This is a genomic window from Bradyrhizobium sp. ORS 375 (genome assembly GCF_000239775.1).
GTDB lineage: Bacteria > Pseudomonadota > Alphaproteobacteria > Rhizobiales > Xanthobacteraceae > Bradyrhizobium.
This window is the reverse complement of sequence record NZ_CAFI01000482.1, coordinates 1-14,666: the sequence shown is the minus strand read 5'-3', so window position 1 is coordinate 14,666 and position 14,666 is coordinate 1. Positions and strand designations below refer to the sequence as shown.

The 14,666-nt window shown below is 68.7% G+C and carries 8 protein-coding genes; 5 read left to right on the top strand and 3 right to left on the bottom strand.

The features are described 5' to 3' along the window. The first annotated feature begins 2 nt into the window (after positions 1-2). The 5 genes from BRAO375_RS33565 to BRAO375_RS35835 are packed head-to-tail and all read left to right on the top strand — an operon-like array spanning position 3 to position 11,580. Positions 3-287 carry a hypothetical protein gene (locus BRAO375_RS33565; RefSeq protein ID WP_009031867.1) on the top strand — a complete coding sequence of 95 codons (285 nt, stop codon included), beginning with the start codon at positions 3-5 and terminating at the stop codon, positions 285-287. Between the two features lie 3 nt (positions 288-290). Next, a complete protein-coding gene (locus BRAO375_RS33560; RefSeq protein WP_009031866.1) occupies positions 291-2,123 on the top strand; it encodes an amino acid adenylation domain-containing protein in 1,833 nt (610 codons plus the stop codon). Next, on the top strand, positions 2,120-9,805 hold the full coding sequence (locus BRAO375_RS33555) for a non-ribosomal peptide synthetase (RefSeq protein WP_009031865.1): 7,686 nt from the start codon (positions 2,120-2,122) through the stop codon (positions 9,803-9,805). Before BRAO375_RS33560 ends, BRAO375_RS33555 begins: the two co-directional genes overlap by 4 nt. After that, positions 9,802-10,677: a class I SAM-dependent methyltransferase gene (locus BRAO375_RS33550; protein ID WP_009031864.1), complete on the top strand. Its 876-nt coding sequence runs from the start codon at positions 9,802-9,804 to the stop codon at positions 10,675-10,677. The genes BRAO375_RS33555 and BRAO375_RS33550 overlap by 4 nt, the downstream gene beginning before the upstream one ends. 12 nt (positions 10,678-10,689) lie before the next feature. Then, positions 10,690-11,580 (top strand): class I SAM-dependent methyltransferase, encoded by an 891-nt coding sequence (locus tag BRAO375_RS35835; RefSeq protein ID WP_009031863.1) that lies wholly within the window; start codon positions 10,690-10,692, stop codon positions 11,578-11,580. Here BRAO375_RS35835 and BRAO375_RS33540 read toward each other — a convergent pair. The 3 genes from BRAO375_RS33540 to BRAO375_RS33530 all read right to left on the bottom strand — a co-directional run. Continuing rightward, the gene (locus BRAO375_RS33540; RefSeq protein WP_009031862.1) at positions 11,568-12,473 is read right to left on the bottom strand and encodes a methionyl-tRNA formyltransferase; all 906 of its coding nucleotides are present in this window, start codon (positions 12,471-12,473) and stop codon (positions 11,568-11,570) included. The two genes, BRAO375_RS35835 and BRAO375_RS33540, sit on opposite strands and share 13 nt — an antisense overlap. 774 nt (positions 12,474-13,247) lie before the next feature. Next, positions 13,248-14,114, bottom strand: a complete 867-nt coding sequence (locus tag BRAO375_RS33535; protein ID WP_244423417.1) for a DUF4253 domain-containing protein — start codon at positions 14,112-14,114, stop codon at positions 13,248-13,250. A 184-nt stretch (positions 14,115-14,298) separates the two neighbouring features. Beyond that, positions 14,299-14,666: class I SAM-dependent methyltransferase (locus BRAO375_RS33530; protein ID WP_035643458.1), on the bottom strand; the 368-nt coding region annotated here is incomplete at its 5' end.

The window sequence follows — 14,666 nt, the reverse complement described above, 5'->3', positions numbered from 1 at the left end:
CGATGACCGAGGCCCATGACAAGGACGACGCCACCGCCGACGCCGCAGCGCTCGGACTGAAGACGATCGATCTGCAGCCGCTGCTGAACTACGCGCAGGCCGCCATCAACCAGGTGCTCGGGCCGCTGCTGGCCGGACGCAACGAGAGCGTCCAGATCATGCGCAAGCACATCCTGCGCAGCGAGGCCGAGCTGCTGCGCGGCCTGCTCGCAGTGGTCGAGAAGGAGGAGCAGCGCGCCGACAGCGGCCCGAAGGAGCGCCGGCCGCAGCGCGTTCCCGTCGAGTAGATCATGGCCGGGATCGGCCCGAGCATGATCGTGGATCCCAAGCTGTCGCTGGCCCGGCACGACCACCCGGAGCCGGTGCGCGGATCCATCGGCGATCTGGTCCGCCGCGCGGCCGCGAGGGCGCCGGACGCGTCGGCGTTGATCGGCGCGGCCGGCTCGATGACCTATGCCGAGCTGATCGCCCGCGCCGATCAGCTGCGTGCCCTCTTGATCGCACGCGGCGTGCGGCGTGGCGACCTCATCGCCGTGCTCGCCGGCCGCGATCTCGAACTGCCCGCGCTGCTGCTCGGCGTGCTCGACGCCGGCTGCGGCTACATTCCGATCGCTCCGCATTATCCCCAAGCCTTCATTGAGCAGGTGCTGGCAGTGGCCCAACCGGCGCTGATCCTTGCGCAGGGCAAGATGCCAGAGCAGATCGCGAGTGAATGGCGCGATCGCCTGATCACGATCGATGCGATCTCTCCCGATATCGCCGCGCCGCCGCCTGCCGCTGGCCCATCGGACACGGCCTACGTCATCTTCACCTCCGGCTCGACCGGCCGCCCCAAGGGCGTCGTCGTCCGCCACGAGAACGTCACGCGGCTGATGGTCCGGCCGACCTACGCGGCGATCGATGCGAGCAGCGTCGCGCTGGCGCTGTCACCGCCGAGCTTCGATGCCGCCGTCTTCGACCTCTGGCCGTTCCTCGCAGCCGGAGCGCGCGTGGTGTTGCACCCGGAGGCGCCGCCCACACCGGACAGCATCGCCGAGCTGGTGCACCGCCATGGCGTCACCATGGCCTTCATCACGACCGGCCTGTTCAACCGCGTCGCCGAGGATCGTCCCGACGCGCTCGCCGGCGTCGAAGTCCTGACCGGCGGCGAACGCGGCAGCGCCGAGGCCGCGCGCCGGGTGCTCGAGGCAGGAGCACGTGCCGTCGTGCATTGCTACGGTCCGACCGAGACCGCGGTCTTCACCACGACCGCGCGCTTCACGGCGGACGCGCCGCCGAGCGAGCCGTTCTCGATCGGAAGCCCGATTGCCGGCACCACCTGCTATGTGCTCGATTCCGATCAGCGCCCGGTCGCGTTGGGAACAGAGGGCGAGCTGTGGATCGGCGGCGAGGCCGTGGCCACCGGCTATCTCGGCGATCCCGAGCTGACGCGCGATCGGTTCCGGCCGGATCCATTTCGTCCGGATGGCCTCATGTATCGCAGCGGCGACGGCGTGCGCATGCAGCACGATAGCGCGCTGATCTTCCTCGACCGCCTCGACGAGCAGCTCAAGGTCAGGGGACATCGCGTCGAGCCCGGCGCGATCGCAAGGCATCTCGAATCCGTTGAAAGCATCCGCGGCGCGGTGGTCCTGGCAGCCGAGCTTTCGCCGGGAGATCGCCGGCTCTATGCCTTCGTCACCACGTCCGCTGCGCCCGGCCACGGCGAGGCTCAACTTCGTGCGCGACTGCAGTCCGAGCTGCCCGCCGCCATGGTGCCCTCGCGGATCGTAACGGTTCCCTCGTTGCCGTTGTCGGCCAACGGCAAGGTCGACCGCGATGCGCTGCTGGCGCATCTGAAGGCGGACGCCCGCAGTGAGGACGCACAATTCGGCGACCGCGATCAGGCGGCTGTCGCCGCCCTCTTCGCCACCGTCCTCAAGCTCGCGCCAGCCGGTCCTGACGACGACTTCTTCGATCTCGGCGGCGACTCGCTGCTCGCTATGCGGCTGCTTGGACGATTGCGCGCGGAGCTCGGCTGGGAGGGCACGCTGCAGGATCTCTATGCCGATGCGACGGTCCGCGGTGTGGCGCGGCGGCTCGCCGACGACGTCGCCGCCCGCTTCGAGGCCGGTGTGCTGTGACGGCAGCCTCATTGATCGCCACGCTGCGGAGCCGCGGCATCGCGCTGTTCATGGACGGCGACCAGCTCCGGTTTCGGGCCCCGCCGGGCGCCCTCACGCCGGAACTGCGAGAGGCGATCGGCGCCGATCGCGCCGCCATCATCGCTCACCTGCGCGACGCCTCGCGTCTGTCGGCCGCCGAGCGCCGGCTATGGTTTGCGAGCCGGCTCGCGCCCGACGAGGCGCCGTACAACGTATCAGCGGCCTATCGTCTGACCGGCCCGCTCGATGTCGCCGTGCTCGAAGCCGCCTTCAATGACGTCGTCGCAGCTCACGACGCTCTCCGCACCGGCTTTCGCGACAGCGACGGTGAACCCGAGCGGTTCGTCGCACAGCCGTCTCAGTTCCGGATCACGCAGCTCGATCGTTCGGAGGTCTCGACGGCCGCGCGCGACGCGATCGCGCGCGAGCTGGCCTCGCGGCTGTCGCGGCAGCCAATCGCGCTGGAGCAACCGCCCCTGCTGAGGCCGACCCTGGTCCGCTTCGCTGACGACGACCATCTGCTGGTTCATCTCATTCATCACATCGTCACCGATGGCTGGTCGCACGCCCTGTTCTGCCGTGACCTCTCGGCCGCCTATCGCGCACGTCGTGCCGGGCAGATGTGGCAGCCCACGCCACGCGCGCTGCAGTCCGTCCCGCCGGCGCCGAGCTGCAGGCTCACACCGGCTCAATCGCCGGAACCAAGGCCGGTGCCGCATGACGCCGTTCGCGCGTCGGGACGACCTCACGACGGCCTGACGCTGGCGGCGCGGCTCCCAGCCGGCCTGCATGCGCGTGCCCGTGATTTCGCCCGGCAGCGCCGCACCAGCATCGCGACCGTGCTGCTGGCCGTCCAGATGCTGCTCGTCGCGCGCCTGTCGGCGAGCCCGACACCGGTTATCGCCGTGCCCGCGGCCAGACGGCGCGACGGCGCCTTGGGCGAGCAGATCGCCTTCCACATCGACACGCTCGCCATCACCGCCGACTGCAGCAGCGCGCTGCGCTTCATCGATCTGCTGACGCAGACGCATGACGATCTAGCTACCGCGCTCGACGACGCCGGCGATGAGTTGCCGAACGATGCGTCGCGCTCGGCGCTGCTCGCCAATCCAGCCCTCACGAGCTTTGCCTATCAGGCCACACCCGACACGCCCCTGCTGCTCGATGATGTGGAGATCAGCGTGGTCGGCTTCGAACGGGGCACCACCCGCTTCGATCTCGAGCTTCACGTCTGGCCGCTCGCCGGCCACGCCACCTCGGCGCTGCTGGAGCCGGCACCGGAGAGCGAGCTCGCACTCTCTGGAATCGACACCAGCGAGCCCGACGGCTTGCGGCTGATGCTGACTGCCCGCAGCAACAGCTTCACCCGCGAGGGCGCCGCGCGTTGGCTGCGCCGCTACGTGAACCTGCTCGACGCTTGTCTCGCCGCGCCCGAGAGCCGCCTCGTCGATCTGCCTCTCGACGCGTCCGCCGATCTGGCCACGCAGCAGCAATGGCTCGAGCGGCCCCGCGCGCTGCCCGGCGGCTCTACTGGTCTCGCCGCCCGCTTCGAGGCCGTCGTCGCAGCCAACGGCCCGCGCAATGCGATCGAAGGCGATGACGGACGAACGCTGACCTACGCCGCGCTCGACGCGGAGAGCCGCGCGCTCGGTGCGCGGCTCGTCACGGCCGGCATTTCGCGAGGCGATATCGTCGGCGTCACCGCCGAACGCTCCGTCGCAGCGATCGTCATGCTGCTCGCGGTGATCCGCGCCGGGGCCGCCTATCTGCCGCTCGATCCGGCACTGCCCGAGGCGCGCCTGTCGCTGATGCTGAAGCAGGCCGGTGTGCGGCACGTCGTCACGACCTCGGCGATCCGCGAGCGCCTCGCGCGTCTCGATCCGGCGCCTCATCTCATCGTGGCCGATCACAGCACGACAGAAAGCCTGGCGCGGCCGCTGCCTGCACCGGGGCTGCTCGACGCCGGCAGCCCGGCCTATGTCAACTTCACCTCCGGTTCGACCGGCACGCCGAAGGCGATCATGGTGCCGCACGGCGCGATCGCCAATCTCGTCCTCGACACCGACTACGCGGCGCTGACGCCGGCGGACCGTATTGCGCAGGCCGCACCGCTGTCGTTCGATGCCGCCACCTTCGAGATCTGGGGCGCGCTGCTGAACGGCGGCTGCATCGCGCTCGTCGACAAGCACACCCTGCTCGATCCGGACACGCTCGCACGCGAGCTGCAGGCCCGCGCCATCTCGGTGATGTTCCTGACGACGGCGCTGTTCAACCAGGTCGCGCAGCTCAAGCCCGCCGCCTTCGCGCCGCTGCGGCTCGTGCTGTTCGGCGGCGAAGCCGTCAATATCGATCATGTCCGCCGGGTTCGCGCGGCCGGTACGCCCGCCCGCCTGCTCCATGTCTACGGTCCGACCGAGACCACGACCTTCGCCACCTTCCATCCGATCGAACAGCTCTCGGAGCGCGCCGCGACGGTGCCGATCGGTCGTCCTCTGCCTGGCGTGATCTGTCGTATCCTCGATGCCGATCTCAGGCCGGTCCCAGCCGGGATACCCGGTGAGCTCTGCATCGGCGGCAGCGGTCTCGCCATCGGCTATCTCGGCGACATCAGTGCGACCGACGCCCGCTTCGTCACCGTGTCCGATGGCACGAGACTCTATCGCAGCGGCGATCTCGCGCGGCTCGATCCGTCCGACAACATCGAATTCCTTGGCCGGCGCGACAACCAGGTCAAGATCCGCGGTCACCGCATCGAGATCGAGGAGATCGAGCTGTGGCTCGCGCGCCATCCGGCCATTGCCGAAGCTGCCGTCATCGTGCGCGGCGAGAACGAGGACAAGTCGCTCGACGCCTTCGTCACGCTGACGGACAACACCACCGAGGTGAGTATCGTGCTCCGCTGGCTTCGGCAGCAGCTGCCGGACTACATGATCCCGTCGCGGATCACGCCGCTGCCGCGCATGCCGATCAGCGACCACGGCAAGATCGACCGCGCGGCGCTGCACCTCGTGACGCCGGCGGATGCCGCGCCCGATGCGGAGAAAGTCGCGGCTGGCGATCTCGAAAGCGAGATCATCGCGATCTGGTCGGAGCTATTGGCCCGGCCGATCGGACGTGACAGCGATTTCTTCGAACATGGCGGCCACTCGCTGCTGGCGACCCGGGCGATCTCGCTGCTGTCGCAGCGTCGAGGCCTGGCCGTGCCGCTGCGGCTGATGTTCGAGCAGCCGACGCCGCGCCTGCTCGCCGCCGCCATTGGCACGAGCGATCAAGCGACGCCGACGAACCGCGAGATCATCGCCGGCAAGGCAGCGCCCGGCGCGGCACCGCTCTCCTTCGCGCAGCAGCGGCTGTGGTTCCTGGAGCGGCTCGATTCGGGCACGGCAGGCTACAACGTGCCGATCGCCTATCAGCTCGATGGACCGCTGGACATCGCGGCGCTTCGGGCTGCGCTCGATCGGATCGTCGCCCGCCACGAGCCGCTGCGCAGCCGAATGACCGAGCGCGACGGCCAGTCCTGGCAGGAGCCACTGCCGCCAATGCCGTGCCCGCTGCGCATCATCGATCTGCGCGATCGGCCCGATGCTGTGAGCCAAGCGCGGGACATGGTCAGGGCGACAGCACTCGAACCGTTCGATCTGACCCAAGCGCCCCTGCTGCGCGCAACGCTGATCCAGGTTGCGCCGGACAGCACCTTGCTGACGCTCGTCGTGCATCATATCGCCTGCGACGGCTGGTCGCTCACCGTGCTGGCGCGCGAACTGTCCCTGCTCATGGGCGGCACCGATCTGCCGCCACTGCCGCTGCGCTACGCCGATTTCGCGGTGTGGCAACGCGACTGGTTCTCCGGCGCACGTGCGAGCGAGCAGCTCGAGGTCTGGTCGGCGCGACTTGCCGAGCTGCCGGAATTGCGCCTGCCGCTCGACCATCGCCGCCCGGCCCGGCAGTCCTATCGCGGCGGCGTCGTGCCGATCACGATCGATGCGGCGGCCACGGCGCGTCTGAAGGCCTTCTCCGAACAATGTAACGCGACGCCCTTCATGGTGCTGCTGGCGATCTACTGCGCGGTGATGGGTCGCACGGCCGCGCAGGAGGATTTTGCGGTGGCGAGCCCGATCGCCAATCGCCATCATCACGAGACCGAGGACTTGATCGGCTTCTTCGTCAACACGCTGGCGCTGCGGCTCGACCTCTCCGGCGCGCCGTCGCTGGAGGCGCTGGTCGGGCGCGTCCGAAGCGTCGCGCTGGAGGCCTATCAGAACCAGGACCTGCCCTTCGAGCAGCTGGTGGAGCGCCTGCAGCCGGGCCGCGATCCCGCGCGCAATCCGCTGGTCCAGGTCGCATTCGCCCTGCAGAATGCGACCGACGACCGGCTCGCTTTCCCAGGCATCAGGGCTGCGCCGTATCAGGTCGACATCCGCACCACGCGGTTCGACATCGAGACCCATCTGTTCGAACGCGACGGCGCCATTACGGGCCTGCTGGTCTATGCGACCGACCTGTTCACCGAAGTGACGGCAGGCCGCATCGTCAGCCACTTCATGGCGCTGCTGGCAGCCGCTCTCGACCGGCCTGCCGTGTCGCTGAACTCGCTCGCCGTGGCGTCGGCCTCCGATCTGCTGATCCAGCGGCAATCGCTGGAGCGATCGCGTGCGCTGCCCGGCGGCGATACCGGTCTCGCCGCACGCTTCACGGCCATTGCAGCCGCGTATCCTCAGCGCATCGCGATCGAAGGCGACGATGGCCGAACGCTCGGCTATGCCGCGCTCGATGCGGCAAGCCGCGCGCTGGGCGAACGGCTCGTCGCCGCCGGCGTCGGGCCGGGCGACGTTGTCGGCGTCATCTGCGCACGCTCGGTCGATGCGATCGTCATGCTGCTCGCGGTGATCCGCGCTGGCGGCGCCTATCTGCCGCTCGATCCGTCGCTGCCCGCGGCGCGGCTGGCATTGATGCTGAAGCAGGCCGGCGTGCGCCATGCCGTCACGACGAACGATCTCCGCGGTGTGCGTATCGATCATCCGCTCGCCATTGTCGTTGCGGACGACCCTGACCGGCATCGGCATGGCACGCTGCCGGCGCCCGAGGCGATGCGTGACGACAGCCCCGCTTATGTCAACTTCACCTCGGGCTCGACCGGCACACCCAAGGCGATTCTGGTGCCGCAGGGCGCGGTCGCCAATCTTGTGCTTGACACCGACTACGCAGCGCTGACGCCTGAGGATCGCATCGCGCAGGCGGCGCCGCTGTCGTTCGATGCCGCCACCTTCGAGATCTGGGGCGCGCTGCTCAATGGCGGCTGCATCGTGCTGGTCAACAAGCAGACCTTGCTCGATCCCGAAGCGCTGGCGCGCGATCTGCGCAACCGGGGCGTCTCGGTGATGTTCGTCACGACGGCGCTGTTCAACCAGGTCGGCCAGTTGCAGCCCGCAGCCTTCGCGCCGCTGCGGCTCGTTCTGTTCGGCGGCGAGGCCGTCAACGCCGATCACGTCCGCAGCGTGCTCGCGGCTGGTCCGCCGGCCCGGCTGCTGCACGTCTATGGACCGACGGAGACGACCACCTTCGCGACGTTCCATTCGATCGCCGAGCTTGCGGAGCGCGCCGCCACGGTGCCGATCGGACGGCCGCTGCCGGGCGTCCTCTGCCGCATCCTCGATGCTGATCTCAGGCCGGCCCCCGCCGGCCTGCCCGGCGAGCTCTGCATCGGCGGCAACGGCTTGGCCACCGGCTATCTCGGCGACATTGCGGCGACCGAGGCCCGCTTCATCACCGCGCCGGACGGGACGAGACTCTACCGCAGCGGCGATCTCGTCCGGCTCGATCCCGATGACAACATCGAGTTCGTCGGGCGGCGCGACAATCAGGTCAAGATCCGCGGCCACCGCATCGAGATCGAGGAGATCGAGCTCGCACTGACGCACCATCCTGCGGTCGCCGAGGCGGCCGTCGTGGTGCGCACGACGGATGACGACAAGGTCCTCGAAGCTTTCGTCACGCTCAAGCCGGAGGTTGCCACCGCGCAGCACCAGCAGCATGGCCAGGCGTTCGTCTCCGACTGGCGCGAGCTCTACGAGGTCACCTACGCACCTGCCGCCGAGGCGGTCGATGCAGATCTGGCCGGCTGGCACGACAGCTACACCGGCCACCCGATCGCGGTCGCCGAGATGCGCGAGTGGCAGGCCAGGACGACCGATGCGCTGCTGGGGCTGAAGCCGCGCCGCGTGCTTGAGATCGGCTGCGGCACCGGGCTGCTGCTGCGCGGTCTCGCCGATGTCGTCGAGTCCTATCACGGCACCGACTTCTCCCCGCCGGCCGTGGACGGCACACGCGAGCTCGCGCGGCGCCGAGGCTGGAGCCATGTGACGATCGAGCAGCGCGAGGCCAATGATTTCGTCGGCCTGCCGCTGCAGCATTTCGATCTCATCATCCTCAACTCCATCGTGCAGTACTTCCCGAGCCGGGACTATCTGCGCCGCGTGCTCGACGGCGCGTTCGCCTGCCTCGCGCCGTCGGGTCGGATCTATCTCGGCGACGTCAGGTCGCTGCCGCTCCAGCGGCTGTTCGCGGTTTCCGTCGAGGCCCGGCAGCATGCGCTCGGCGGCCCCGCCATTCTCGCCCGCGCCGCCAACCGCATGCGCTTCGATAAGGAGCTGGTGCTCGACCCCGCCTTCTTCACCCGCATCGCCGCCGAGCATGGCGCGACAGTCCGGCTCACGGCCAAGCGCGGGGTGGCCATCAACGAGCTCACCAAGTACCGCTATGAGGTGGTGCTCGACACGGACGCCGCTCACTCGCCGGCTCCCGCGGTCAGCATGGCCTGGGCCGCCCTCGATGCCGTCGATCCGGTGGCCGAGACGATCGCTGTCGCGCAGAAACATGGATCGCTCTGCATCACCGGTGTGCCGGACGGCCGCCTGACCGACGATCTCAAGCTGCTCGCCTCCATTGATCCCGATGCATCATCGCCGGCCAGCGCCCCCCATCCCGAGCAGTTCGCAGCTGCCGCAGCCGCGGCCGGCTTCGCCGTCGAATTCGCGCTTTCGGAGCACGCCGGCAACGGCGTGCTCGACCTGCTGCTGTATCCGCACGGCGGCTCACGCCCCGTCTCTCCTCTGGAAGCGTCGCGCGCGGCGAAGCCGTGGGCCGAGCTGTCGAACGATCCGCTGCAGACGGCGCTTGGCCGCAGCATCGGGCCCAAGCTGAAGCTGCACCTTGGCCAGCTGCTGCCGGAGTACATGATCCCCGGCCAGATCGCGGTGATCGAGCGGATGCCGCTCGCCCGCACCGGCAAGATCGATCGCCGCGCACTGCTGCCGATCGCAGCCGCACCGATGCAGGACGAAGCGGCGGCCCCGACCGGCGATGCCGAGCGCGCCATCCACGCGATCTGGCAGGAGCTGCTGCAGCGGGAGCGCATCGACCGCGCCACCAACTTCTTCGACGCCGGCGGCCATTCGCTGCTGCTGGTGCGGCTGCTCCATCGCATCAACAGTCATTTCGGCCGCGAGCTGGCGCTGATCGACCTGTTCCGCGCCACCACTATTGCCGACCAGGCCAGGCTCGCGACCGAGCACGAGGTAGCGATGCCCGAGACGCCGGACGTCGATGATCGCGCTGAGCGCCGCCGCCACGCGCTCGTCGACCGCAGGCGGAGCCACCGATGACCAGCCACGATCCCATGGCACCTGCCAATCTCGGCGACCGCCTCGGCGTCGCACCGGCGCAGCTGAAGTCGCGCGTGATCGACTTCTACAACGGCCTCAACGCCTATCTTTCCGACAGCAGCCTCGACGGCTATGTGCAGTTCTTCAACTGGGGCTACCTGCCGGTCGACGGACGTCCCGACGATTGGAGCGGCAGCCTGCCGGCGGCGATGCTTGACCGGCATGCGGTGCGTCTCGTTCTCGAGCTGCTCGGGCCCATCGGTGTCGACGGCCTGGACGTGCTCGACGTCGGCTGCGGCCGTGGCGGCACGCTGGCGACGCTTGCCGCGCGGTTTGCGCCTGCGAGCCTCACCGGCGTCGATCTCAACCCGACGAGCATCGCGCATTGCCGCCAAGCCCACGCCGATCCGCGGCTGCGCTTCTTCCAGGGCGACGCGGAGGACCTCGCTTTCGGTGACGGCAGCTTCGACCTCGTCACCAACATCGAGTCCTCCAACGCCTATCCGGACATCGACCGCTTCTACCGCGAGGTCAACCGCGTGCTGCGGCTCGGCGGACATTTCGCCTATACTGACCTGCTGCAGCCTGGGCAGTTCGCGCATGCGCGCGATTTCCTCACCGCCAACGGCTTCGTCATCACGGCCGATCGCGACATCACCGCCAACGTGCTGGCCGCACGGCGCGAGGCAGCGCAGGTGCAGCTGCGCGCCTTCAACGCCGATGCGGACGGCGCGGCCGACCCGACGCGCGCTGCCCTGATGAGCTATTTCCTCGCGCCGGAAGGCTCCGAGTTCTTTGACAGCATCGAGAACGGCCGTTTCGAATATCGCATCCTGCGCCTGCGCAAGGTTGCCGACTGCATCGAGCTGTAGCGGGATCGCGCCATGTCCGACCACGACGTCTACGATCTGCCCGACAAGGCAACGGCGCCCGAGGCCTTCAAGTCGCGCATCCAGCGCTTCTACGGCTACTGGAACCGGCGCGTCGACGGCCTGCCGTTCGGCGAGGTCAGCCTGTTCATGAACTGGGGCTATCTGCCCGCTGGCCAGGACGAGGCGCGCGTGCCGCCGCGAGCCGATGCGGTCAATGCCAGCTCGGTGCGGCTGATCCTCGAGCTGGTCGGCGACACCGAGCTCGCCGGCCGCGACGTGCTCGACATCGGCTGCGGCCGCGGCGGCACCGTGCACACGCTGCTGAGCTACTTCCATCCGCGCGAGGTCACCGGCATCGACCTCACGCCGGAGAACATCGCGTTCTGCCGCCGCGCGGTCGATGCGCCGCGCAGCCGTTTCCTTGAGGGCGACGCCGAGCAGCTGCCGTTCGCCGACCAGAGCTTCGACGTCGTGACCAATGTCGAGAGTTCGCACTGCTATCCGCACATCGCGCGGTTCTACGCCGAGGTGGCGCGGGTGCTGCGGCCGGGCGGCACGTTCCTCTACACCGACGTGTTCGACCCCGACGACGTGACGGCACGGCGGGCGGAGATGAGCGCCTGCGGCCTCGACGTGCTCAGCGACCGCGACATCACGCCGAATGTGATGCTGGCGCGCGCCGCCGAAGGCGATGCGCAGCTCGCCGGCTTCGGGGCTCCGGCGCCGGTCGAGACGGACGATGTCACCGCGCAATCCGATGCCCGCGTGCTCGATCTCATCATGGCCCGCCCCGGCTCGGAGATGCAGGTCGCGATGACTGAAGGCCGCCTCTCCTACCGCATCCTGCGCGCGCGCAAGCGCGAGAGGCTGGCGAGCCGGCTGCGCGGCCCTCACCGCGGCTGATCACTTGTCAGCTCCGCGCCGATGAGCTTCTCAGACGGCAGGGCCGGCGGCAGCTGATACGCCGTGATGCGGACGAGCCCATCCGCAGCAGCCACCAGCAACTCATCGTCGCCCGCCGCGATCACTCGTCCCGCCGGCGCTTTCGCGGCGGCATCGCTCGCCTCGGCCCGCCAGATCAGCAGCGGCCCGCTGTGGCCGGCGACGAAGCTGCGCCCAGGGTTGAATGGGCTCAGCGCGCGCAACCGCCGCAGCACGGCCTCGCGCGGCTCGTGCCAGCGCAGCACGTCGTCATCCGGCTTGAGCTTGCCGAAGTAGCGCCGCGGCCCCGCTCCCGGCGTGCCGCGCTCGCCGGCAAGCACGTCCAGCACCGCGCTCTGATAGAAGCCGACTGCGCCGTCGCGCAGCCGCTCCTCGACCACGTCGCGATACGGCGCGTCGTCGATCGCGATGCGGCGGGTGCGGATGATCGGCCCGTCGTCGAAGGCGGCGCTCATCAGATGCGCCGTCTGGATGACCGCCGGCCAGCCTTCGAGGATGGCCGCGAACACCGGCTCGAGGCCGCGCGCGCCGGGGATCTCGCCGGGATGCAGGTTGAGCACGCCGAGCCGCGGCAGCGCCAGCACGTCCGCCGCAAAACGCTCGGGATGGCCCCAGTTCACGAACAACTCGGCGTCGAGCGCTCGCAGCTTGGCGATCGTCGCGGGGTCGTTGATCGACGGACCAACATCCACGACCAACAGTCCGCGCGCGGCGGCACGGCGCTGCACCCCACCGCCGAGCGTCCCGCGCGGCGGCACGATCGCGCAGACATCGCATCCGGCGGCAATCAGCGCGTCGGCGAGCTCGAAGCTCGGCACCGAGCTGCCGAGAATGGCGATCCGTACGCGCTCCATGGCGATCTGCTATCCTGCTCCACTCACCCGCAGCCGCCGCGCTGCGGGCAAGGCACGAGTCGGCGCGGCATCATTACCATCGCTCACTTCACAACTGTCAAATAGCGTTGCGGCGTCGCGCGCGAGCGCGCCACTGCCTGGTCGGCATTCCCGCATCGAGAGACATGACATCGCGATCCCGCGGCGAGGACGCCCGGGCTTTGCATCTGGTTCGTCCTCTTCCTGTCAAGAAGAGGCGCAGGGAAGGCCGGGAGCCTGCCGCCCCCATGGCCCCCGTGCAGAGAAAAATGCACGGGGCAGGAACCACAGGTTCGGCTCGGAACATCCCGGCCTTCCCTGCGCGATGGTTTGAGCGGCTTATAGGCGCTCTCCCCGGGGACCGGCTGTCTTGCCCCCGTCGCCGGCGGTTCATCATCACCACCGGCTTGGCGCCAGCTTCGGGGCGCCAGGACCACACCACTTCACCGTCGCATCGCTCCGTTCGTCGGCCCGGCCGTGAAGCCAGGCTGCAGAGCAACGCGCCCACCGCATCGCGGACCCGACGTTCGTGACGATCGCGAAACGTCCCTCTTGGCGGGCCCGGATGCGCGGAAATGTGGATGTGATTTGCCCGTCGAGGCAAGTCAGCAGTCCGCGACAAACTGGCACGACGGGCAGTTGGCGCATGGCGGCAATGCGGCGATTGCCCGTCGGGCAGATCGGAGCTCCCTCATCGGACTAACAACAACGATCACCCCCGCTGCCGGTGACGGGGCGAAGCGCGACCAGCCCATGTCAATCCCACCAGAAGTACCACCAGTCGCTGCTCATCAAGGCGGCGGCGAGCGCGCTGAAGGTGCCTGCGCCCTGGTCGATATTGTCAGGACAATAGACGTAGTGCTCTCGCGCCAGCGCGAGAGCCTCGTCTCGGGTCTTCGGCCGCCTCGTCACCCGCAGATTGATCACGTCGGAGGTCATGCCGACAAGCTCGGCGCCGTAGCGGTCGCGCCAGCTCCGAAAGGCGGCGACGTGCTCCTCTGGCTTGGGGCAGCCGTTCCAATGGCCCCAGCGGAGAATGGCGGGGATGGTCGTCCAGTCATCGGTCGGCGCCAGACCGATGATGACCTTCTGAAGCGGCTGTCCGGTGCGATAATCCATGACCACCGACAGGCCTTCCACCGCTTCCGAGGTGTCGGGCCATTCGCCGAGCGGAGGCTCGCGGCCGGATCCGAGCATCGCCGCGATGGTCTCGTCGCGGCTCAGTGTGCGCAGCTGTCCGTCCTTGCTCTCATTGATGGTCGGCAACGGCATGTCCGGCCTCGCGGCCAGCATCTCCTTGAACTGCCTGATCGCGGCTTCGTTGCTGTCCTTGCTGCGCTGAATGAAGTCGTCGGGAAACTTGATGGACGCGGCATCGCGGAGAATGTCCTCGACCGGCCGAAGCGGCGGCACGTACGGTCCGCTCGGACCGAACGGCGCCAGCACATTGCCCAATGTCTGGTCCTCGTCCTCACCGCCCAGCACGACCGGAGTCCCCTGCCCCGCCGCCTTAAGCTCCTGCCATTTTGCCAGGGCGTTGGCGCCCGTGGTCTCGATCAGCTTGAGGGGAAACTGCGCCATGGCCTGGCGTTGGTACTCCTGCGCGATATCGTCCGGTGTCACTGCCTGCGCCCTCCACGGCATGATCGCGCCCAGCGATCCGGCGAAGAGCCCTCTCAGCACATCCCGCCGTTGCATCGCGCGCCCACTACCACATGATGCCTGATCAGCAAGGATCTTAGCAAAACGTTCAAGCCGGTTTCGAGGCACAACCGCAAAATCTGATCCTTGTGACGACACCCGCCGGCTAACCGGGCTTCCTCCCGGCGACGCCGGTGGCGCAACCGAAGACGTACTTCGAGAACGTCACCTCCAGGCCTTGCGCACGCAGCATACGCGCCAAGCCTGACGCATCGCCGAAATTGGTGCTGTAGGTGCCGATCATCGCAAAATCCTGGGCGCCGCGCAGAAAGATGCGCTCGATCAGTGGCAGGACGGTCTTGAGGTGGAGCAGGTAGAGCGGCCGCAGCCACCAGTCCTTGGGGTCGGAGGCCTCGATCATGGAGAACACGCCGCCGGGCTTCAGCACCCGGGCGATCAGGGCGGCGAGGCGCGCGTGCTGCTCGGGATTGAACGTCTTCAGGCCGAAGGTCGAGATGACGAAATCCGCGCTCT